Below are 19,973 nucleotides of genomic sequence, written 5' to 3'. Positions count from 1 at the left end.
ATCCGGCATTTTGCTGTAGACTCTAGCAACCTCAGCAGATGGGAGGGAAGCGGATGCGAACGGCTGTCTACATGCGCGTCAGCACCGAAGACCAGGCACGGGAAGGGTTTTCGATCCCGGCCCAGCGGGAAAAGCTGTTGGCGTACATTCACTCTCAAGGGTGGGAAGTTGCCGCCATCTACGCCGACGAAGGGGTCAGCGCCAAGGATACAAACCGCCCGGCGCTTCAGCAGCTTTTGCACGATATTCGGGAGGGAAACATCGATGTCGTCCTCGTCTATCGGCTCGATCGGCTCACCCGCTCCGTGCTGGATCTGTATCGGCTGCTGCAACAATTTGAAAAGTACGACGTGCGCTTCAAGAGCTGCACGGAGGTTTACGATACGACGACAGCGATCGGCCGACTGTTTATTACGCTGGTGGCGGCACTCGCGCAGTGGGAGAGGGAAAATTTGGCAGAGCGGGTCAAACTCGGCATGGAGCAAATGGCGAGAGAACGCAAAAGGCCAGGCGGCCCGGCTCCTTTTGGCTACGAGCTTTTGGAAGGAAGATTGACTGTGTTGCCCGTCGAGGCGGCTTGTGTACGCGAGATGTTTGCCCGCTACGAAAAAGGCGAATCTCCCCGGCAGATCGCCGAGTGGGCCAACCGCCAAGGGCTGCGCGGAAAAAATGGTGCCCGCTGGAGTGCAAGCGCCGTCCTTCGCCTGCTGAAAAATCCGGTGTATCACGGGGCTTTGCGCTGGAACTACACCGATTCGCACCAGCGCCAAAACGCGCCTGACGAGTGGATTATCGAAGAAGCGGCGCATCCTGCCATCATCGACAAAGCCTGCTTTGACCGTGTGCAAAAAAAGATCGCAGCACGCGGCTCGCTTCATCCACGCGTCCTTGGCTCGTCGTTTTCTTTTTCCGGCCTGCTCTACTGCTCGCGCTGCCGCGCACCCATGCGGGGGAAAACAGCGAAGAGCAAAAGCGGCGGAAGGCTGTATGTGCATCGCTACTATTTATGCAAAAACAGGCAGGCAGGCCGCTGCGATGCCCCTGCCATCCGCGAAGACCGACTGGAGCAGGCTGTGCTCTCCGAGCTGATGCTCTACGCGGAAGAAGCGCTCGCTGCCCTTTGGGAAGCACAGGAGTCGCTGCGCGCTTCCGATGGCCCGACCGCTGCGGAACTGGAGCAAAAGCGGGAGCGCAAACGGCGGCGCTGGGAGGCAGCTTACGAGGAAGGGCTGATCTCTCTGGAAGCGTTTCGCGAAAAAATGGCGGCATTGCAGCCGGAACCGCAGGCCCAGCTTCCCCCGCCAACCGCTTCCCTCGCTCCCGGCCTGCTGACCGAATGGCCGCTCATCTGGTCCCATGCCAGTGAGGAAGAACGTCGCCTGCTCATCACGATGCTCATCCGGCGTCTGGAAGCAACCGTCTCCTTCGAAGCAGGGCGGCGTCACGAGCGCGCCGTCCGCCTTCAACGCCTTGTCTTTCATTAAAGAAAGATTCTGCCTCTTTGCACACAGGCGGTTCTCCACTCGGATTGGAAAACTCCGTCACTGCCGGAATCATCAGCGCCAAAAACCGTCGCCTGCAAGTTGCCAAGCGAATGTACGAGGAAATTTTCCAGACCGATGCCGCCATCAACCCCGGCAACAGTGGTGGGCCACTCATCAACCTGAACGGCGAGGTTGTCGGACTCAATGCCTTTATCATTCAATCCAGCCAGTGCCTGGGCTTTGCCATCGGCATTGACGCGCTGAAAGCGCAACTGGAGCAGTACGTCTTCAAATGACAAAGAGAAGCAAAACACCCCGTCTAGGATGACGGGGGTTGCTTTTCAAACGCGATCAAGTACACGTTTTGACCTTCGGAATTGATTTGTTCCTCTGCCTGCTTCAACTGCTGCAGCTGCACGGCCGTCAGCTTGGCAATAGGCAGTTCGTTCAAACGGTTTTGCTCCATACGCCATTCCTCCGTTGGGATCAGACTCACGCGTTAGTCTATCCACCAGAGAGGGTATGTATTTACGCGGTCAGTTCGAAAGCTTTGGCAATAGCGGAACACGAACGTTTGCAGAACACAATCGGCAGTTCGCGGTCTTTCGCCTGGTTTTTCACCGTTTTCGCCAGGTTGTGGTTCACGAAATCAGTCAGTACCAGAATCATATGGATACCTGCCGGGATTTTCACGCCTGTTTGCGAGCTTTTGCGACCTGTGACATGGTGAATGTCCTTGAAGCCTTGCCCGCGCAACAAATCGACGATATTTCCAAGGCGATCTCCGCCAATAACTAAAATGGATGACATAACTGTTTTCCTCCTTCAAGTGAGTGTAAAATGTATGTTTTGTTTCTCTGCTTTCTAATTGATAATGAATATCACTCTTATTGATAAATATTATCATTCCCATTTGCCTTTGACAATACTCTCCATGATAACTTTTTTGTAAAAATAGAAAACTAACGGTAACGACTTCTTTGCTCCGGCATCCATTGTGCATAGAAACCGCCATTTATGACAAAAAAAGCCGAATATCTACATATGTATTGCCCGGTTCATTTTTCCAACTGTATAATGAACAAATAAGATCGTGAATGAGGAGGTGGCGGAGGGTGCAAGAAATTACACAACTGCACGCCATTTTTGATCGAACCAGAGGATACATCAATCATTTTATGGGAATCATCCAGCCGATTATCGACGCTGCCCAGGACGAGCATACACGCTTGTACTACCATCACATTTTGGAAGAAGAAGAACAGCGCTTGGGACGACTCCAGGAACTGATTCCTTACCTGGAAAAAGTGTCCGAAAAAGAAACGCTTGCCGAGCTGAGCGACCGCGAGCTTTCGCAAATGCTGTCGGATGTGAACCTGGAGCGCTTTGGCCTGCACAATTTCCGCGAACACCTGGAGCTTTCCCTGTACGAGTTTCAAGATGAAGAAACTCGCCAGACTCTGGACGGCATGCGCGAAAAAACCCACGCCGACTACTTGCAAGTGAAAGAAATCATGGCCTCATTGAGCGAGCGGTTCTCTGACGGGTCCCGCCCGGATCTGACCGACCACGACGAAGGACACGACATTCATCAGGTGGATCACTTGAAAGCTTCTGCTTCCGCTGCGAACGGTGTTGCTTCCGTCATCAAGCATTCTGCTCCGGCCAAGGCTGTTTCCGGCAAAAAGGGGCTTACAGTAGGAAGTCTGAAAGGACTGTAAGGAAACAACGATCTTATATGACCTGGAGGTTACGCTATGGACAAGCTTCGCAAATACCCTGACTCTCCCTTGACAAAAGATGAATGGAGCCAGCTCGACGACACTGTAATCGACATGGCGCGCCGTCAACTTGTGGGACGCCGTTTCATTGACATTTACGGCCCGCTCGGCGAGGGTATCCAGACGATTACGAACGACGTGTACGATGAATCCCGCTTCGGCGGTCTTTCCCTGCGCGGCGAATCGCTGGAAATGACACAGCCCAGCCGCCGTGTGAGCATGACGATCCCGATTCTGTACAAAGACTTCATGCTCTACTGGCGCGACGTGGCGCAAGCGCGCACACTCGGCATGCCGCTTGACATGAGCGCCGCTGCAAACGCCGCTGCCAGCTGCGCCCTGATGGAAGACGACCTGATTTTCAACGGATCGGCTGAATTCGACCTGCCTGGTCTGATGAATGTAAAAGGCCGTCTCACGCACTTGAAAAGCGACTGGATGGAGTCCGGCAACGCGTTCGCAGACATTGTGGAAGCGCGCAACAAGCTGTTGAAAATGGGCCACAGCGGCCCGTACGCCCTGGTTGTGTCGCCTGAGCTGTACGCTCTCCTGCACCGCGTGCACAAAGGCACGAATGTTCTTGAGATCGACCATGTACGCAACCTCGTCACGGACGGCGTGTACCAGTCGCCAACGATCAAGGGCCGCTCCGGTGTGCTGGTCGCAACCGGCCGTCACAACCTGGACCTGGCGATTGCGGAAGACTTCGACACCGCTTTCCTTGGAGACGAGCAAATGAACAGCCTGTTCCGCGTCTACGAGTGCGCGGTGTTGCGCATCAAGCGTCCTAGCTCGATTTGCACGCTGGAGGAAACCGAAGAATAAAAAAATGGTCTGGGCTGGCTTGCTTCGGCTTGTGCTTCAATCAGACAGCCGCCTGTGAAGCTCAGCGCTTCAGTGCCAGTTTATCTGAAAAAAACGTGTCCATTTGACTTTACCGTCGATGGGCACGTTTTTTTTTGAAACAAAAAAGACAACCAGCCGGTTTCTGTTGGCATGATTGTCTTTTGGTGCGGTTTTTTCGTTCGCCAAACGATTTCGCAGGCGCAGACGTTGCTACTGCGTTACCAGACTTTGACTGTATGCTGCATATGCTTTGCCAAGTCTGGCAATCGCCAGCTCGGTGTCTTCACGGTTGAGCAACGTGTAGTTCAAGCGTATCGTATTTGCCTGCGGCTCCGCTGCGTAAAACGGCTTGCCCGGAACGAATGCCACGCCTTCTTGCACAGAGCGGGCCAGCAGTTTTTCCGAATCCACATGCTCGGGCAAATTCACCCAGAAGAACATGCCTCCTCTTGGCTTCTCCCACTGAACGCCGTCCCAGTTTTGGGCGAGCAGAAGCTCGTTCATCCACTCCATCCGCTGTTTGTAGGAAGCGCGAATTTTTTCAATGTGGCTATCCAGATCGAAGCGGGAGAGCAGTTCATGGAGCGCAATCTGGTCAATCGTGCTGGATTGCAGGTCGACGGCTTGCTTCGCCTTGACCATCATCTGGATGACGCGCTTGTCACCGATAGCCCAGCCGGTACGCACACCGGGAGCGACGATTTTCGAAAACGTGCTCGTGTACACGACACAGGAATCTGTCGGATGCTCATCAAGTGAGAAAATGGAACGGTACGGAGCTTCTCCGTCAAACTGGATTTCGCCGTACGGATCGTCTTCCAGAATGAGGATATTGTTCGCTTTGCACTGGGCGAGCAAGCCTTGGCGGCGTTCCAGACTCCATACTTTTCCTGTCGGATTCGCAAAAGTCGGAATCACATAAACCATTTTCGGGCGATACTGGGCGATTTTTTTCGCGAGATCGTCCAGATCCATCCCCTCTGCGTCTCCTTGTACCGGAATGATGCGAATTCCGCGGAATTGGAACAATTGGACCGCAGCCAGATACGTCGGATTTTCTACCAGCACGACGTCGCCTTCGTCCAGATAGACCCGACACAGCAAGTCGACGGCCTGCTGGGAGCCCGTGGTCAACAGCATATTGTCCACGCCAACGTTCATATGTTTTTGCTTCATCCGTGAGGCAACCCACTCGCGAAGCGGAATGTATCCGTCAGTCAAACCGTATTGCAAACATTTGGCACCCAGATCAAATGCCCGATTGAACGCTTCGCGCATCGCTGCGATCGGAAAAGAATCCTCAGCCGGCAGCCCGCCTGCGAGCGAGAGCACTTGATTGCCTTGGGTCAGCTTCAAGATTTCCCGGACAGCCGAGGAGGATAATGCGTCTACTGATTTTGAAAAAGAATACTCCATGTCCCGTTCCCCCTTGATTTTGCTTATTCTTGTTTTATCACTGACCTCAGGCAAAGTCCAATCCTCGCTAGCTATGGCGCAAATAGGTTTTGACTATGTCGAGCGTACGCAAAAAGCCCCTCTCCACCGAAAAAGGGAAAGGGGCGAATATGTAACGTGGTTGAAAATACTCTACGCGATGCGGACAACCCGTGATTTTTCTGCATGCGGCAGGAAGGACAAATCCACATGGGAGCGCGCTTCCTCCAGGCCAATGTCTTCTGCCAAAAGCAACGCCTCTTCCTGGAAGGTAGGCGTACAGCTTCCTTCGTTCAGCTCACAGAGGCGCTTCAAACGCTTCAGGCGCTCGGCGCACTTTTCTTTTCGCATGCATTCATTGGCAAGCTCACATACATTGACGTGGCGCGCGTCCGCGATCATGCTGATGTCGTCCACATGCACAATCAGCCGCTTGCCTTCCTCTGTCACGAAGCCGATCGAGCAAAAATGCGCACCGGACATTTCCAGACGAGTGAGAACTGCATTGGTGAAAACCTCACCTGTGCGCAGGCGAACCTGAGCTGCTTCAATGGCTCCACCGATTTTCCGCTCGTTGGCGATCACCGTGTACATGTCCGTGTAACCGTTAATCTGATAGCGCATAGTACCCTCCCGCTTCTGCTGAGATTAATTATCATTAACAACATCGTATAATGAAAATCATTATCTGTCAACGTTGAGAATGATTTTTATTCCTGTATGTCTCGTCGTGCGGAAGTGGCCGCAGGAGTACAAAACCACACTCCCCAACCCCAGGAAGTGTGGTCCCCTGCTGCATTCCTATTTTGCTTTTACAAAAAGCCCCAGTTGCTCGATCCGCCGTACTGCTTCTGCCAGGCGCTGTTCGTCCGACAACAGGGCGGCGCGCACGTAGCCTTCTCCGCTCGGGCCGAAGCCTACACCTGGTGCGACGACCACGTGCGCTTTTTCCAGCAGCAAATCAGAGAACTCGACCGAAGTAAAGCCTGCCGGGACGGGCAGCCAGGCGAAAAACGAGCCTTGCGATGGCGTAGCCTGCCAGCCGATGCGGTGCAGGTTGGAAAACAGCGCGTTGCGGCGGCCTTCGTAGACGGCGACCAGATCGCGGACGCACTGCTGCGAGTCGGTCATCGCTTTGGCTGCCGCCATCTGAACAGCGCCAAACAGGCTGACGAAGTAGTGGTCCTGAATCAGATTGATGAGCCTTACCAGCTCGCGGTTGCCGACCATCGCGCCTACGCGCCAGCCGGCCATATTGTACGTTTTGGACAACGTGTAAAACTCCACGCCCACCTCTTTTGCCCCCGGCACTTGCATGAAGCTGACAGGCTTTTTGCCGTCGTAGCTGATCGCGCCGTACGCGAAATCGTGGCAGACGACGATCTCGTGCTTGCGGGCAAACCGGATCGTTTCTTCGTAAAATTCAAACGGAGCGTTCACTGCTGTCGGGTTATTCGGATAGTTCAAAAACATCAGCTTGGCACGGTCCAGATCGGCTTGCGGGATTTTGCTGTAGTCGGGCAAAAACTGATTTTCTGCCGTGAGCGGCATCATCGACATCCGCCCGTTTACGACCGCTACGCCGGACCAGTAATCCGGATAGCCTGGGTCCGGTACGAGTGCCACATCGCCTGCGTTCATCAGCACCTGGCAGATTTCCACGAGGCCGGTTTTGCTTCCAAACAGGATGGCTACCTCTTCCTCCGGGTCGAGGTCCACATCAAATTGTTGCTTGTACCAGTGTGCGACTGCCTGCTTCAGCTCCAGACGGCCGGAAAATGGCGGGTACTTGTGATGCAGCGGATTTTCTGCCTGCGCCTTCAGCTCTTCTACAATGTGCGGCGGCGTAGGCAGGTCAGGGTTGCCTTGGCCCAGATTAATGACGTCATGCCCACTCGCGATGACTTTGTTTACTTTTGCCACCAATGTCGCAAAAAACTGGGTGGGGAGCCGATCAATCATATCGGAAGGTTGGATGCGCATCTTTCTTCATTTCCTTTCTTTTTAGGCCAATGTACAACAAAAACCCCCTCTTTCCGTACAGAAAAAGGGGGAGATCAACTTGGTCACGTCCTTATCTGTCAGGAATTCTCCTGCTGGATTTGGCACAGCATCTGCATCGCACGAGCGCGCAGATCCGCTGCCGGGCTTCATAGGGCCAGTCCCTCCGCCTCTCTTCATAAGTAAAGCACACGGAATATACTGTTTTTAATCTCCTTCATACTACATTGCGCGTTCCAAACGTGTCAAGATGCTTCGCGCGGCGAGCGGATTTTTCCTTCCTACAACTTTTCTGCGGTCGTCTTCGGCACTTTTCCCGTACGGCCTTGCAAAGAGCTGTGCAGGGCAAAAAACGCCACAGCCAGCAAAGCAAGGCCCGCCATGATATACAACAGCCCCTGCGCCTGGAAGTGCTGGAAAATGATCGCCCCGAGCAGCGGTCCGAGCATGCGTCCCGCCGATCCTGTGCCCGAGATCAGGCCCTGAATGAAGCCTTCGCGCCCTGGTGGCGTAAACTCTGCCGCTACGGCAGGCACGGCCGGCCAGACGAGCATTTCTCCGAGCGTCATGATGAACATGCCGGCGACAAAGCCAGCGTAGGAGGTCGTCTGCGACAAAATCAGCATCGACAGCACGAACACGTAGGAGCCGAGCAGCATTTGCGCGCGCAGTGTGCGGGCGAAGCGGCGAATGACCCAGGCAATCAGCGGCTGTCCGAACAAGATCAGGCCGCCGTTGATCGTCCACAGCAAGCTGTACTGACGCAAGGAAATCCCCAGCGACTGCATGTAGGTCGACAACACCGTTGTCCATTGGACGTAGACAATCCAACAGATGAGCAGCCCGCTGCACAAGAGCAGCAGTGCGCCCCACGCCACTTTTTTCGGCGGCAGCTGCTGCAGCGGCGCAAGCGCATCACCCGGATTCAGATGGGCAGCGCTTTGCCCGGCAGCCGCAGGAGTGCCCGCCGTATTGGCTTGCTCACCCTGACTGGACCCGTCCGCCGCTGCCTTGAGCTGACGGGGCAGGGTGAGTACGAACATGATGAGCACAATGACTTGCAGGATGGCGTTGCCGAAGAACGTCCAGGCAAACGAGATGCTCGCCAGCAAACCGCCAAGGGCAGAGCCCGCCGCCACCCCGGCGTTGAGCGCGACGTAGATCGTGTTGATTCCTGTTCGCCCGCCTTCCGGCCACAGCACAACAGCGAGCGCATTCAAGACCGGAGACAGCATGCCGTAAAACAGTCCGTTCAGCAACAGCAAGACCGTATACATGGTGAAGTCATGCGTGACGCCAAGCCCGACAGAGATCAGAATAATGCCGACAGAGGAAAAAATGATCGTGCGCATTTTCCCCCAGCGGTCGAACAGCATGCCGCCTGCGATGCTGCCGATCAGAAAAGCCCCCTGGTTCAATAACAGCAAAAAGCCCGCTACGGTCAGCGGCTTCCCCAAATAATCATGGATATAGATGGTGACAAGCGGCCAAATACAAGCCATTCCTGTAGAAAAAATGATCGCAGCAATCGCCAGAAGACGAATGCTGCTCGGATAGGATTGCCATTTCTGTTTCATGGTCTAGTTCTCTCCCCGGCGAAAATCGCCGCTTTTCCCGCCCGTTTTGCTCACCAGGCAAGTCGGGCCGATTATCATTGCTTTGTCCATCGCCTTGCACATATCGTACACGGTGAGAGCAGCGGCGCTTACAGCCGTCAACGCTTCCATCTCTACGCCCGTTCTTCCGGTCGTCCGCACACATGCTTCCAGAGAAAGCGTCGTCTCGTTTTCAAAAGTGAAGCGAATGTCAATCCCGGTCAAAGGCAGCGGATGGCACATCGGGATGATCTCCCACGTCTTTTTCGCTGCCATGACACCCGCTACCTGTGCGACTGCCAGCACATCCCCTTTTTCTACCCGTCCTTCGCGGATGCGGGCGAGCGTTTCCGGCTTCATGACGATTTTGCTCTCTGCCACAGCCTCCCGTTTGGTCATGTCTTTTTCCGAGACATCTACCATCCGCGCGCGGTTTTGTTCATTAAAATGCGTCAACTGATCTTTCATGCAACAATCCGTCCTCCATGTACGCGACACTCGCAAACAGCCAAAAAGCCTGACTGCCATCTGGCATCTGTTTATTCCTACCATACTCCCGCAGCCTGTGAAAAGCAATGGGAACATCGCTGTCAACTGCTTCTGCGGCTTTCACTATCTTGCTATCCTACTCGCAAAACCGTACAAAAGCAACGCGGCGAAGGTATACTGTGCGTACAACAACCAGCAAGCAACGGAAAACGGGATCGTCTGGAGGCGTTGAACAAATGACGGAGAAACAATATGTGTATTGGTCAAAAGTAACCGTGAATCATTGGAACCTGTATCTTGCCGCGTCAGCCAAGGGGCTGTGCTTCGTCGGTTCCCAAAACAGCCCGCTGGAAGAGCTGACCGCGTGGCTCACCCGGCGCATGCCCCGCCATGCTTTGGTCCAGGATCACGAACAGCTCGCCCCTTATGTGACGGAAATCAGCGAGTATTTGCAAGGAACGCGGCAGCAATTCTCGCTCCCGCTCGATCTGCAGGGCACACCGTTCCAGCTCTCGGTCTGGGAGGCTCTGTGTAAAATTCCATACGGGCAGACTGCTTCCTATACAGAGATTGCAGCTCGCATCCAAAAGCCTGCCGCCGTCAGGGCTGTTGGAGCTGCGATTGGCGCAAATCCGCTGCTTTTGACCGTCCCTTGCCATCGGGTCGTCGGTAAAAACGGCAGCCTCACCGGCTATCGCGGCGGCCTCCCCATGAAAACGGAGCTGATCGCACTGGAAAAAGGTAGTTTCACCAGAGGAATGCACGCACCGCCGTCCGGGGATCATTTTTACGACGCAAAAAAATTAAGAAGGGACAAAAAGTGAACAGCACTTTCTTTTACAAACAGCCAAAAACGTTGCTCAATAAAGGAACCGGATTTTTGACCGACTACACCCATTCGCTCAATCCGTACACGGGCTGCTCGTTTGCCTGCTCGTACTGCTACGTGCGGCAAATGCCTGTCTCGCTGTTTCGCGGACAAGAGTGGGGGACGTGGGTTGACATCAAGACGGGAGCCGCCGCGCTGCTCGCCAAGGAACTCCAGCGGGCAAAAGCGAAGGGGCCTGTCTCGATTTTCATGTCGTCGAGCACGGACCCTTACCAGCCCGTCGAATATCGGGAGCAGGTGACGCGCTCGCTGCTCGAAGTAATGGTCGAGCATCCGCCCGACTTTTTGCTCGTCCAGACGCGCAGCCCGCTCGTCACGCGCGATCTGGACCTGCTGCTTTGCCTGGGCGAGCGGGTACGCGTCAGTATGACGGTGGAAACGGATCTGGAGGAAATCCGCAAACAGTTCTCCCCGCAAGCGCCTCCGATTGCCGCTCGACTCCGCGCTCTCAAGGAGCTTGCTGTCGCTGGCGTCCCGACACAGGCGACGATTGCGCCTGTCCTGCCGAGCAGCGAAGCTTTTCCCGCCCTGTTGCGCCCACTGGTCGGGCGGGTGTGCATTGACGATTTTTACATGGGTGACGGCAGCGGCGGCAAACGCACGAAGAAAAACGGGATTCCCGCGCTTTTTGCCGAGCTGGGACTGGAAGCATGGGCGGAGCCGGATGCCTACCTGCTCGTCTACGAGCGGCTGCGGCGCGTGTTTGCGGAAGACGAGCTGTACGTAAGCCAAAAAGGCTTCGCGCCGTAAGTCCTTGAGCCCCTTCGCGCATTGGCATCTGTGCCGGATTGTGTTATCGTCAAGCCATAGATAACTGTCATCCCAATCGGAAGTGAGGAATTGCTTTGACGATTACCATCTTGCTATTTGCCGGACTGGCTGAACGAGCCAATGTTCGCAAGATTGAACTGACTTTGCCAGAACAGGCAACCGTGCGCGACCTGCTGCAAGCAGTCGGTGAGCAGTATCCGGCTCTTGCGCCGCTACTCGGTAGCTGTTTTGTTTCCATTAATCACGAGTACGCTGCTTCTGATCGCGTCATCAGCCCGGATGACGAAATCGCGCTCCTGCCCCCTGTCAGCGGCGGCGAGGAAGTACCGCGCTTTGCCATTACCCGGGAGCCGCTGTCTGCAGACAAGCTTGTGCAACTGGTGAGCAACCCGCATGCGGGTGCCGTCCTGACGTTTGTTGGAACGGTTCGTGAATTTACGTACGGACAGCGCACCGTCTACCTTTCCTATGAAGCGTATGAGCCGATGGCTGTGGAAAAAATGAAGCAAATTGCCGCCGAGATCGAGGAGCGCTGGCCAGGGGCACAAGTCGCCATGCATCACCGCGTCGGCGATTTGGCCGTGGAGGAAATCGCCGTCGTCGTCGCAGTGGCAACCCCGCATCGCAACGAGTCTTTTGAAGCCGGGCGCTACGCCATCGAGAGATTAAAGCAAATCGTTCCCATCTGGAAAAAGGAAATATGGGAGGACGGCAGCGAATGGAAGGGGCACCAGCAAGGCCCGTGGAATCCGCTGGCGATGTCGGAAGGAAAGGAGGCGTAACCGCTTTGGATACACGTTATTCCCGCCAGCTTCTGTTTCACCCGATCGGGCGCAGCGGCCAGGAAAAACTGCTGCAAAGCCGCGTCGCCATCGTCGGGATGGGGGCGCTCGGAACGGTGCTGTCCAATCATATGGTTCGCGCCGGAGTCGGCTTTGTACGCCTAATTGACCGCGATTTCGTCGAGCCGAGCAACCTGCAGCGGCAAATGCTCTACGACGAGGCTGACGCCGCCCAGCATTTGCCAAAAGCGATTGCCGCCCATGCCAAGCTGTCGAAAATCAACTCGGAAGTGACGATTGAGCCGATTGTCGCCGACCTGTCTTTTTACAACGCCGAAGAGCTTTTGCGTGACGTCGATCTCGTACTTGATGCCACAGACAATTTTCAGGTGCGCTATTTGGTCAACGACGTTTGCGTGAAGCACGGGATTCCCTGGGTGTACGGCGGTGCGGTGAGCGCGACGGGCACGTTTACAGCCATTCGCCCCGGCATGACGCCGTGTTTGCGCTGTCTGTTCCCGGAAGCGCCAAATCCGGGGGAAATGCCGACATGCGATACCGCCGGCGTCATCGGTCCGATTATCCACATCGTCGCCTCCTACCAGGCGACCGAAGCGTTCAAGCTGCTGGTCGGGGCAACAGATGCGCTCAATCCGAACCTGGAGCATTTTGAAATCTGGCAAAATCGCCACACGCAAATCAAGGTGGCAAATGCCCGCCGCAGCGACTGTCCGACGTGCGGCAAGCACGAGTTTACGTTTTTGCAGCCAGAAACACAGGATGGACAAGCCGTGTCGCTCTGCGGTCGGGACACGGTGCAAATCTCGCCGGGCGCTTCTGCCAAGCTCGATCTGGATGCCCTCGCCGAGCGGCTTGCTCCCCTTGGAAAAATAGAACAAAACAAGTTTTTGCTCCGCTTCCATGTCGATTCGTACACGCTCGTCGCCTTCCCGGACGGACGCGTGCTCGTCCAGGGGACGGATGAGATCAGCGTGGCCCGTTCCCTGCATGCGAAGTATATTGGGGCGTAGCCGGAAACAGCAGCAAGACCTTGAGTGGCTTGTCGTCCTCAAGGTCTTGCTGCATTTACAGGAACCTCCCCCGTCCACGTTACCGTAAACCGTGTCCCTCGCCCCTGCTGGCTTTGCACAGAGATCGTCGCCTGATGCAGATCGAGAATTTTTTTCACGATGGACAGCCCGAGACCGCTGCCGCCTTTGGCGCGGTTGCGCGACTTGTCTTCCTTGAAAAAGCGTTCAAAAATCCGCTCCAGATTTTCCTGGGCGATCCCGATGCCCGTATCGGAAATTTGCACCTGTGCGCCTCCGGGTAGCGATTGCAGCCGGACGCTGATTTTGCCGCCAGGCTCGGTGAACTTGATGCTGTTGCTGAGCAGGTTGTTCCACACCTGACTCATCATGTCTTCGTCCGCGACGATTTCCGCCTTTTCCAGCTCAATCTCCAGCTCGATCTCCTTTTCCAGCCAGAGCGGCTCACAGGCCAAAATGATGCTGCGCAACTGCTGGTCCAGCCGGTAGCGCTTGCGCTCGACCGGATGGTGCTTGCCCTCCAGTGCCGTGAGCTTCAACAGGTTGTCGCTGATTTTGGACAAACGCTTGCTCTCCGTTTCGATGATCTCCAGGTAATGCCGACGCTCCGCAAGGCTCAGATCCTCGTTTTGCAGCGCGCGGGCAAAGCCGCTGATCGAGGTCAGCGGCGACTGGATTTCATGGGAAACATTGGAAATAAACTCCTGACGCAACTGCTCCATCGCCTGCAGCTGCTCGGCCATATGGTTGATGCCCTCCACCAGTTGCCCCCATTGACGCTCCATTTTCACATCCAGATTGACGCTGAAATCTCCTTTGGCAATTCGCCTCAAGGCGTCGAGCAGCAGTTGAAACAGCTCGACATGCCGGGGGCGGATAAAATGGGAGATTGCAAACCCTGTGAAGATAAAAATGCAAAAGCTGACGACAGATTGGACCACCGCTTGCGCAAACTCGCTCGGAGCAAGCCCTGTATAGCGGTAAAAGACGCCCGTGCCCCAGTAAGCCACAGCCCCGCAGAGCATCAGCAAGGCAAAGATCCCGACAGTCGCAAGCAGTCTCAGTCCAATGCGCTTGTGCAGCGGCTTCGTTCGCCCGAATTTGTGCCTTGGCTTTTCCCTGGGCTCTCTTGTCATTTGTCTACCTCCAGCCGATAGCCGAGTCCACGCACGGTGCGAATCCGAAAGCCGTACTCCCCTTCCGGAAAACGCTCCCGCAGGCGGTTGATATGCACATCCAACGTCCGCTCATTTCCTTCAAAGTCGAAGCCCCAGATTTGCTCGATCAGCTGCTCGCGCGGGAGCGTTTGCCCCGGATAGCTCGCAAGCTTGAACAGCAGCTCGAACTCTTTTAGCGGAATCGTCCACGAGCGGGTATCCTGTACGATCTCAAATGTTTTGCGGTCAAGCTGCAACAGCCCGGCCTGTACTTTGTGCGACGCGGCGATCTTGTAGCGTTTGAGCAGCGCTTTTACCCGCACCACCAATTCTGCAGGCTCGAACGGCTTGACGAGGTAGTCGTCCGTTCCCAGCTCGAAGCCTTTGATTTTTTGTGCCGTCTCGCCTTTTGCCGTCAGCATGAGCAGCGGAATATCGTAGTGCTCGCGCAGTTGTCGGCACAGCTCCCAGCCGTCCATCTGCGGCATCATGATGTCGAGCACGACCAGGTCGGCGCCGGGCGACTCCATTTTTTCCAGTGCCTCGACGCCGTTTTCCGCCTCCACGACCTCGAACCCGTCGTTACGCAAAAAAATGTGTACCAGTTCGCGAATGTGCGGGTCGTCGTCCACTACCATGATTCTGGTCATGTCAGCTGCACCCTTTCCTTCACCAGCAACTGCTGGCTGGCCAGCTCCCGGTACATGTCGTGCGATTCAAACAGCTGCTCGTGCGTGCCCATGCCGGTGATTTTTCCGTTTTCCAAAAAGATGATCTGGTCCGCGTCCACCACAGTCGACAGTCGATGCGCAATCACGAGCGTCGTGCGTCCCTTCATCAAATTTTGCAGTGCTTTTTGCACGATAATTTCCGATTTGCTGTCGAGGCTGGACGTCGCCTCGTCGAGCATCAAAATTTGCGGATCGCGCAGCAGGGCGCGGGCGATGCCGATGCGCTGGCGCTGTCCGCCGGAGAGCTTGACGCCCCGCTCGCCTACTTGCGTCTCGTAGCCGTCCGGCAGCTCGTCGATGAACTGGTCCGCGTAGGCCATGGCTGCCGCCTGCTTCAGCTCTTCCTCTGTCACCTCGCGGGAGATGCCGTAGCAGATGTTTTCCCGAATCGTGCCTGCGATCAGCGGGCTTTCTTGCGAGACGTAGCCGATTTTGCTGCGCCAGGACGCCAGGGAAAACGCCTCAATCGGATCGCTGCCCAGCCTGATGACGCCGCTATCCGGCTTGTAAAAGCGCTCGACCAGGGAAAACAACGTCGTCTTGCCGCTGCCGCTCGGCCCGACAATCGCACTCACCTTTCCGGCCGGAATCGTGAAGCTGACATCATCGAGAATGGTTTCCCCGTTTTCATAGGAAAAGCTCACGTTCTCCACGACAATCGGCAGGGCGGCATTTTCCACCGTCCGTCCGCTCTCGTGATCCTCTTCCGGCTCTTCCAGGGTAGCAATGATGCGCTCTGTCGCGCCCATCGCCTTTTGCAGTTGGGTGAAAAATTGCGTGAACTGCCCCATCGGCATGATGATTTGCACCAGGTACAAAATAAACGCGACCAGCTCGCCGGCCGAAAGCGCCCCCGAAGCGACGCGCATTCCGCCGTAACCCATGATGACGACGAGCAGCACCATCAGCACAAACGACATCAGCGGCGCGATCATCGCCTGCACCTGGCCTTCCTTCAAGCCGAAGCGAAACAGGTTGGCAATGCCTTTTTTCCCTGCTTCGTACTCATGCGGCTCGGCATTTGACGCCTTGACGAGCCGCACCTCTGACAACACTTGATTCATGATCGTCGTAAAGCTCGCCGTCTCGTCCTGCAGCCCTTTGGAAATTTTGTACATCTGTCTGCCCAGCGGGACGAGGATCGCCACAGACAGCGGAACGGCGATGAGCATGGTCAGCGTCATTTGCCAGTCCAGGTACAAAAGCGTTGCCACCGAGCCGATAATGGCGATGATTCCGGTGAAAAAGCTGGCGAGATGCTCGCTGATGAGTCCTTTGACGACGCCTGTGTCGTTGGTCATCCGGCTAATCGTCTCCCCTGTCCGATGGTTGTCGTAATAGGAGACAGGCAGGGCGAGCAGCTTTTTCCACAGACGGTCCCGCAGAGCCGCGACGATGCTCTGGCCGACGTGGTTGAGCAAATAGATGGACAGCCCGCTGGCGATGGCCTGGGCGATGAAGGCGATCATCAACAGCACGATCTGGCCTTGGCTGATGGACGAGAGCGTGAAGCTGTCCACCAGGTCTTTGGTAAACAGCGGAATGACCAGGCTAACCAGTGTCGTCGCCACACTCATGAACAGCGCGACAGCGATTTTCAGCTTGGACGGCTTCGTCTGCATGATTAATTGAAAAAACGGGCGCCAGTTTCCCAACCGGGCACGATTGTCGTTGCTTTGTTCTCTCATTTGCTTGACTCCTTTCCCACTTTTATGTATGGCATGTTTTATGGTTTACGTCTGACGCTTCCTTTCGTTGCACTTTCGCTGCTTGGGCAAAGCGCCTCTCCCGTAGATCATTCCAAGCTGCTCCTTACAGAGCGGCCGGGAGGAAAAAGGTGTTACAGGCAGCCTCTCCTTTCTGCAAACAGCGGCAGAGGTTGACGGCAGTGTCCCCTGCGCTCATTTTGCTGACAAGAAAAACCATACCGGATGAATGTAAACGAAATATAAACGGGATAATACATGAAGTCTGGATATTTTTCCTTCATTAAATATGACGCGAAACAGGCACGTCTGTTTTTCTCCCACGATTTTTGTATATAAATGATGAATTTGGGGTAGAAGCCGAGAAACAAATCGAGTATAATAAGTTCGTAATGAGAGAAACGAAACGACGTTTCACCAGACGAAACCCCAAGTTACAATAGGGAGGTTGTATACATTGGCTAAACAAGATGCTTACAAAGTGAAATCTTCCCTGCAAGTCGGCGACAAAACTTTCGCGTACTATCGCCTGCAAGGCTTGGAAGAACAAGGACTCGGCGACGTTTCCAAGCTGCCGTTCTCCATTAAAGTTCTGCTTGAAGCTGCTGTACGTCAGTTCGATGGCCGCGCGATCACCAAAGAACACGTACAACAACTGGCGACCTGGACAAAAGGCCGCGACGAAAACAAAGAAGTGCCGCTCATGCCAGCTCGTATCGTGCTGCAAGACTTCACTGGTGTACCGGCTGTCGTTGACCTGGCAGCAATGCGTATCGCCATGAAGCGCGCTGGTGGAGATCCAAAGCGAATCAACCCGCTCGTACCGGTTGACCTCGTAATCGACCACTCCGTAATGGTTGACGACTTCGGCAACCCTGCTGCTCTGGAAAACAACATGAAGCTCGAATTCGAACGCAACCAAGAGCGCTACCGCTTCCTGCGTTGGGCGCAAACTGCGTTTGACAACTTCCGTGCGGTTCCTCCGGCAACTGGTATCGTTCACCAAGTAAACCTGGAGTACCTGGCAACTGTGATCGCTACCCGCGAAGTAGACGGCGAACTGGTTGCTTTCCCTGACTCTCTCGTAGGTACTGACTCCCACACCACCATGATTAACGGTCTTGGCGTTCTCGGTTGGGGTGTTGGCGGTATCGAGGCAGAAGCAGGAATGCTCGGCCAACCTCTGTATTTCGTAACACCAGAAGTTGTTGGTTTCAAACTGACTGGTACCCTGAGTGCCGGTGCGACTGCAACCGACCTCGCTCTGACTGTTACCCAAATGCTGCGCAAAAAAGGCGTAGTAGGGAAATTCGTGGAGTTCTACGGCCCTGGCCTGTCCAACATCTCGCTGGCTGACCGCGCTACTGTAGCGAACATGGCTCCTGAGTACGGTGCTACAATGGGCTTCTTCCCGGTAGACGCTGAAACACTCAACTACCTGCGCCAAACTGGCCGCAGCGAAGACTTGATCGCTCTGGTAGAAGCTTACACCAAAGCACAAGGTCTGTTCCGTACCGACGACACTCCAGACCCAATCTTCTCCGAAACATTGGAACTGGATCTGTCCACAGTCGTACCGAGCCTGGCTGGTCCAAAACGTCCGCAAGACCGCGTAGAACTGACTGCCATGAAGGAATCCTTCAACAACAGCCTGCGCACACCGATCGACAAAGGCGGCTTTGGCCTGTCCGAAGAGAAAATCGCAGCAAGCGCACCTGTTACTTATGCAAACGGGGAAACCGCTACGCTGAAAACAGGCTCTGTCGTCATCGCAGCGATTACTTCCTGTACCAATACATCAAATCCTAGCGTAATGCTGGGTGCAGGTATCCTGGCGAAAAAAGCAGTGGAAAAAGGTTTGAAAAAGCCTCCATTCGTGAAAAGCTCCCTGGCTCCAGGTTCCCGCGTCGTTACGCAATACCTGACTGACGCTGGTCTGATTGATTCCCTGAATGCGATCGGATTCAACGTAGTCGGCTACGGTTGCACCACTTGCATCGGTAACTCCGGTCCATTGCCAGAGGAAACCAGCAAGGCAATCGCAGATGAAGACCTGACTGTAGCAGCCGTACTGTCCGGTAACCGCAACTTCGAAGGCCGTATCCATGCACAGGTAAAAGCGAACTACCTCGCTTCTCCTCCATTGGTTATCGCCTACGCACTGGCTGGTACTGTCGATATTGACCTGACTACCGAGCCAATCGGTACTGGCAAAGACGGAGAGCCTGTCTACCTGAAAGACATCTGGCCAACTCCGCAAGAAATCTCGGAAGCAATGAACAAAGCCATGAACCCAGACCTGTTCCGCGCCGAGTACGGTCAAGTGTTCACGCAAAACGAAGCCTGGAACAAAATCGACGTTCCAACTGGCGACCTGTACGAGTGGGATGAAAAATCCACCTACATCCAAGAACCGCCATTCTTTAAAGACCTTGCTGGTGAAATCGCAGAGATCGCTGACATCAAAGCGGCAAAAGCAATCGCGCTGTTCGGTGACTCCGTCACAACCGACCATATCTCCCCAGCGGGTAACATCTCGCCTACAAGCCCTGCAGGTCTGTATCTGCAAGCAAACGGCGTAGAGCGCAAAGACTTCAACTCTTACGGTGCTCGCCGTGGTAGCCATGACGTTATGATGCGCGGTACATTTGCCAACATCCGCATCCGCAACCAAGTGGCTCCTGGCACAGAGGGCGGCGTAACCAAATACTTGCCAACCGGCGAAATCATGTCCATCTACGATGCTTCCATGAAGTATCAAGCAGACGGCACTCCACTCGTTGTCCTGGCTGGTAAAGAGTACGGTACTGGTTCTTCCCGCGACTGGGCAGCAAAAGGTACTTTCCTGCTCGGCATCAAAGCGGTTATCGCAGAAAGCTTCGAGCGTATCCACCGTGCCAACCTCGTTGGTATGGGCGTTCTGCCTCTGCAATTCGCTGACGGCCAAAGCTGGAAGTCCCTGGGCATCGACGGTACTGAGTCCTTCAACATTGTGGGTCTCTCCAATGATGTTCAACCAGGCCAACGCGTAAAAGTAGAAGCAACTCGCCAAGACGGCAGCAAGTTCGAGTTCGACGTTATCGTTCGTCTCGACTCCATGGTAGACGTAGACTACTACCGCAACGGTGGTATTCTGCAAACCGTTCTTCGCCAACTGCTGGACGAAGGCCAACCAGTAAACGCGTAAACTAGCGAAAAACAAATAAGTTCGTAACAGCACCCACCCAAAAGGGCAGACTCCGAGCATCTCGGCAGTCT

General features: G+C 55.0%; 19 protein-coding genes and 1 riboswitch. Of the genes, 9 read left to right on the top strand and 10 right to left on the bottom strand.

Annotated elements, in window-relative coordinates:
- Positions 1–53: 53 nt before the first annotated feature.
- On the top strand, positions 54–1,484 hold the full coding sequence (locus tag EDM57_RS13955; protein ID WP_122905344.1) for a recombinase family protein: 1,431 nt from the start codon (positions 54–56) through the stop codon (positions 1,482–1,484).
- Positions 1,485–1,501: 17 nt separating this feature from the next.
- The gene (locus EDM57_RS13950) at positions 1,502–1,780 is read left to right on the top strand and encodes a S1C family serine protease (RefSeq protein ID WP_025843917.1); all 279 of its coding nucleotides are present in this window, start codon (positions 1,502–1,504) and stop codon (positions 1,778–1,780) included.
- A 23-nt stretch (positions 1,781–1,803) separates the two neighbouring features.
- On the opposite strand, the gene EDM57_RS23350 is transcribed toward EDM57_RS13950, so the two are convergent.
- Both EDM57_RS23350 and EDM57_RS13945 read right to left on the bottom strand, forming a co-directional pair.
- The gene (locus EDM57_RS23350; RefSeq protein WP_170163447.1) at positions 1,804–1,950 is read right to left on the bottom strand and encodes a hypothetical protein; all 147 of its coding nucleotides are present in this window, start codon (positions 1,948–1,950) and stop codon (positions 1,804–1,806) included.
- A gap of 62 nt (positions 1,951–2,012) precedes the next feature.
- Entirely contained in the window at positions 2,013–2,294 is a 282-nt protein-coding gene (locus EDM57_RS13945) for a DUF2325 domain-containing protein (protein WP_122905343.1), read from the bottom strand.
- A gap of 305 nt (positions 2,295–2,599) precedes the next feature.
- Between EDM57_RS13945 and EDM57_RS13940 the strand changes: the two genes are divergently transcribed.
- Both EDM57_RS13940 and EDM57_RS13935 read left to right on the top strand, forming a co-directional pair.
- Positions 2,600–3,205 (top strand): IMEF encapsulin system ferritin-like cargo protein, encoded by a 606-nt coding sequence (locus EDM57_RS13940; protein WP_122905342.1) that lies wholly within the window; start codon positions 2,600–2,602, stop codon positions 3,203–3,205.
- Positions 3,206–3,241: 36 nt separating this feature from the next.
- Complete coding sequence (locus EDM57_RS13935; protein ID WP_122905341.1) at positions 3,242–4,090, top strand: family 1 encapsulin nanocompartment shell protein; 849 nt, start codon at positions 3,242–3,244, stop codon at positions 4,088–4,090.
- A gap of 231 nt (positions 4,091–4,321) precedes the next feature.
- Here EDM57_RS13935 and EDM57_RS13930 read toward each other — a convergent pair whose 3' ends face one another.
- The 5 genes from EDM57_RS13930 to moaC all read right to left on the bottom strand — a co-directional run bounded on the left by EDM57_RS13930 (position 4,322) and on the right by moaC (position 9,609).
- Positions 4,322–5,527, bottom strand: coding sequence for an aminotransferase-like domain-containing protein (locus EDM57_RS13930; RefSeq protein WP_122905340.1), 1,206 nt, complete (start codon positions 5,525–5,527; stop codon positions 4,322–4,324).
- A 171-nt stretch (positions 5,528–5,698) separates the two neighbouring features.
- On the bottom strand, positions 5,699–6,169 hold the full coding sequence (locus EDM57_RS13925; protein ID WP_122905339.1) for a hypothetical protein: 471 nt from the start codon (positions 6,167–6,169) through the stop codon (positions 5,699–5,701).
- Positions 6,170–6,346: 177 nt separating this feature from the next.
- Positions 6,347–7,528, bottom strand: a complete 1,182-nt coding sequence (locus EDM57_RS13920) for a pyridoxal phosphate-dependent aminotransferase (protein ID WP_122905338.1) — start codon at positions 7,526–7,528, stop codon at positions 6,347–6,349.
- 88 nt (positions 7,529–7,616) lie between these two features.
- Positions 7,617–7,731, bottom strand: a riboswitch (SAM riboswitch).
- 96 nt (positions 7,732–7,827) lie between these two features.
- Positions 7,828–9,123 (bottom strand): MFS transporter, encoded by a 1,296-nt coding sequence (locus EDM57_RS13915; protein ID WP_122905337.1) that lies wholly within the window; start codon positions 9,121–9,123, stop codon positions 7,828–7,830.
- Between the two features lie 3 nt (positions 9,124–9,126).
- Positions 9,127–9,609, bottom strand: coding sequence for a cyclic pyranopterin monophosphate synthase MoaC (gene moaC, locus EDM57_RS13910; protein ID WP_122905336.1), 483 nt, complete (start codon positions 9,607–9,609; stop codon positions 9,127–9,129).
- 257 nt (positions 9,610–9,866) lie between these two features.
- Here moaC and EDM57_RS13905 point away from each other — a divergent pair, with 257 nt between their 5' ends.
- The 4 genes from EDM57_RS13905 (at position 9,867) to EDM57_RS13890 (ending at position 13,103) form a co-directional block, all read left to right on the top strand.
- A complete protein-coding gene (locus tag EDM57_RS13905) occupies positions 9,867–10,454 on the top strand; it encodes a methylated-DNA--[protein]-cysteine S-methyltransferase (protein WP_122905335.1) in 588 nt (195 codons plus the stop codon).
- The gene (locus EDM57_RS13900) at positions 10,451–11,269 is read left to right on the top strand and encodes an SPL family radical SAM protein (RefSeq protein WP_122905334.1); all 819 of its coding nucleotides are present in this window, start codon (positions 10,451–10,453) and stop codon (positions 11,267–11,269) included. The genes EDM57_RS13905 and EDM57_RS13900 overlap by 4 nt, the downstream gene beginning before the upstream one ends.
- 95 nt (positions 11,270–11,364) lie before the next feature.
- Positions 11,365–12,072, top strand: coding sequence for a molybdenum cofactor biosynthesis protein (locus tag EDM57_RS13895; protein WP_122905333.1), 708 nt, complete (start codon positions 11,365–11,367; stop codon positions 12,070–12,072).
- Between the two features lie 5 nt (positions 12,073–12,077).
- Entirely contained in the window at positions 12,078–13,103 is a 1,026-nt protein-coding gene (locus EDM57_RS13890; protein ID WP_122905332.1) for a ThiF family adenylyltransferase, read from the top strand.
- Between the two features lie 38 nt (positions 13,104–13,141).
- Here the strand turns inward: EDM57_RS13890 and EDM57_RS13885 are convergent, their stop codons facing one another.
- The 3 genes from EDM57_RS13885 to EDM57_RS13875 are packed head-to-tail and all read right to left on the bottom strand — an operon-like array spanning position 13,142 to position 16,697.
- Positions 13,142–14,257, bottom strand: coding sequence for a sensor histidine kinase (locus EDM57_RS13885; RefSeq protein ID WP_122905331.1), 1,116 nt, complete (start codon positions 14,255–14,257; stop codon positions 13,142–13,144).
- The gene (locus tag EDM57_RS13880) at positions 14,254–14,928 is read right to left on the bottom strand and encodes a response regulator transcription factor (RefSeq protein WP_122905330.1); all 675 of its coding nucleotides are present in this window, start codon (positions 14,926–14,928) and stop codon (positions 14,254–14,256) included. The genes EDM57_RS13885 and EDM57_RS13880 overlap by 4 nt, the downstream gene beginning before the upstream one ends.
- Positions 14,925–16,697, bottom strand: coding sequence for an ABC transporter ATP-binding protein (locus EDM57_RS13875; protein ID WP_122905329.1), 1,773 nt, complete (start codon positions 16,695–16,697; stop codon positions 14,925–14,927). The genes EDM57_RS13880 and EDM57_RS13875 overlap by 4 nt, the downstream gene beginning before the upstream one ends.
- Positions 16,698–17,172: 475 nt before the next feature.
- Here EDM57_RS13875 and acnA point away from each other — a divergent pair, with 475 nt between their 5' ends.
- Positions 17,173–19,902 carry an aconitate hydratase AcnA gene (gene acnA, locus EDM57_RS13870; RefSeq protein WP_122905328.1) on the top strand — a complete coding sequence of 910 codons (2,730 nt, stop codon included), beginning with the start codon at positions 17,173–17,175 and terminating at the stop codon, positions 19,900–19,902.
- Positions 19,903–19,973 lie beyond the last annotated feature (71 nt).

This window comes from Brevibacillus gelatini (genome assembly GCF_003710935.1).
Taxonomy (GTDB): domain Bacteria; phylum Bacillota; class Bacilli; order Brevibacillales; family Brevibacillaceae; genus Brevibacillus; species Brevibacillus gelatini.
Note: the sequence above shows the minus strand (reverse complement) of the source record. Positions and strands in the feature narration are given on the sequence as shown.

Excerpts from the sequence above, each read along its gene's own strand:
- EDM57_RS13955 (WP_122905344.1), top strand. The coding sequence starts at position 54 with ATGCGAACGGCTGTCTACATGCGCGTCAGCACCGAAGACCAGGCACGG.
- EDM57_RS23350 (WP_170163447.1), bottom strand. The coding sequence starts at position 1,950 with ATGGAGCAAAACCGTTTGAACGAACTGCCTATTGCCAAGCTGACGGCC.
- EDM57_RS13945 (WP_122905343.1), bottom strand. The coding sequence starts at position 2,294 with ATGTCATCCATTTTAGTTATTGGCGGAGATCGCCTTGGAAATATCGTC.
- EDM57_RS13935 (WP_122905341.1), top strand. The coding sequence starts at position 3,242 with ATGGACAAGCTTCGCAAATACCCTGACTCTCCCTTGACAAAAGATGAA.
- EDM57_RS13930 (WP_122905340.1), bottom strand. The coding sequence starts at position 5,527 with ATGGAGTATTCTTTTTCAAAATCAGTAGACGCATTATCCTCCTCGGCT.
- EDM57_RS13925 (WP_122905339.1), bottom strand. The coding sequence starts at position 6,169 with ATGCGCTATCAGATTAACGGTTACACGGACATGTACACGGTGATCGCC.
- EDM57_RS13920 (WP_122905338.1), bottom strand. The coding sequence starts at position 7,528 with ATGCGCATCCAACCTTCCGATATGATTGATCGGCTCCCCACCCAGTTT.
- EDM57_RS13915 (WP_122905337.1), bottom strand. The coding sequence starts at position 9,123 with ATGAAACAGAAATGGCAATCCTATCCGAGCAGCATTCGTCTTCTGGCG.
- moaC (WP_122905336.1), bottom strand. The coding sequence starts at position 9,609 with ATGAAAGATCAGTTGACGCATTTTAATGAACAAAACCGCGCGCGGATG.
- EDM57_RS13905 (WP_122905335.1), top strand. The coding sequence starts at position 9,867 with ATGACGGAGAAACAATATGTGTATTGGTCAAAAGTAACCGTGAATCAT.
- EDM57_RS13885 (WP_122905331.1), bottom strand. The coding sequence starts at position 14,257 with ATGACAAGAGAGCCCAGGGAAAAGCCAAGGCACAAATTCGGGCGAACG.
- EDM57_RS13880 (WP_122905330.1), bottom strand. The coding sequence starts at position 14,928 with ATGACCAGAATCATGGTAGTGGACGACGACCCGCACATTCGCGAACTG.
- EDM57_RS13875 (WP_122905329.1), bottom strand. The coding sequence starts at position 16,697 with ATGAGAGAACAAAGCAACGACAATCGTGCCCGGTTGGGAAACTGGCGC.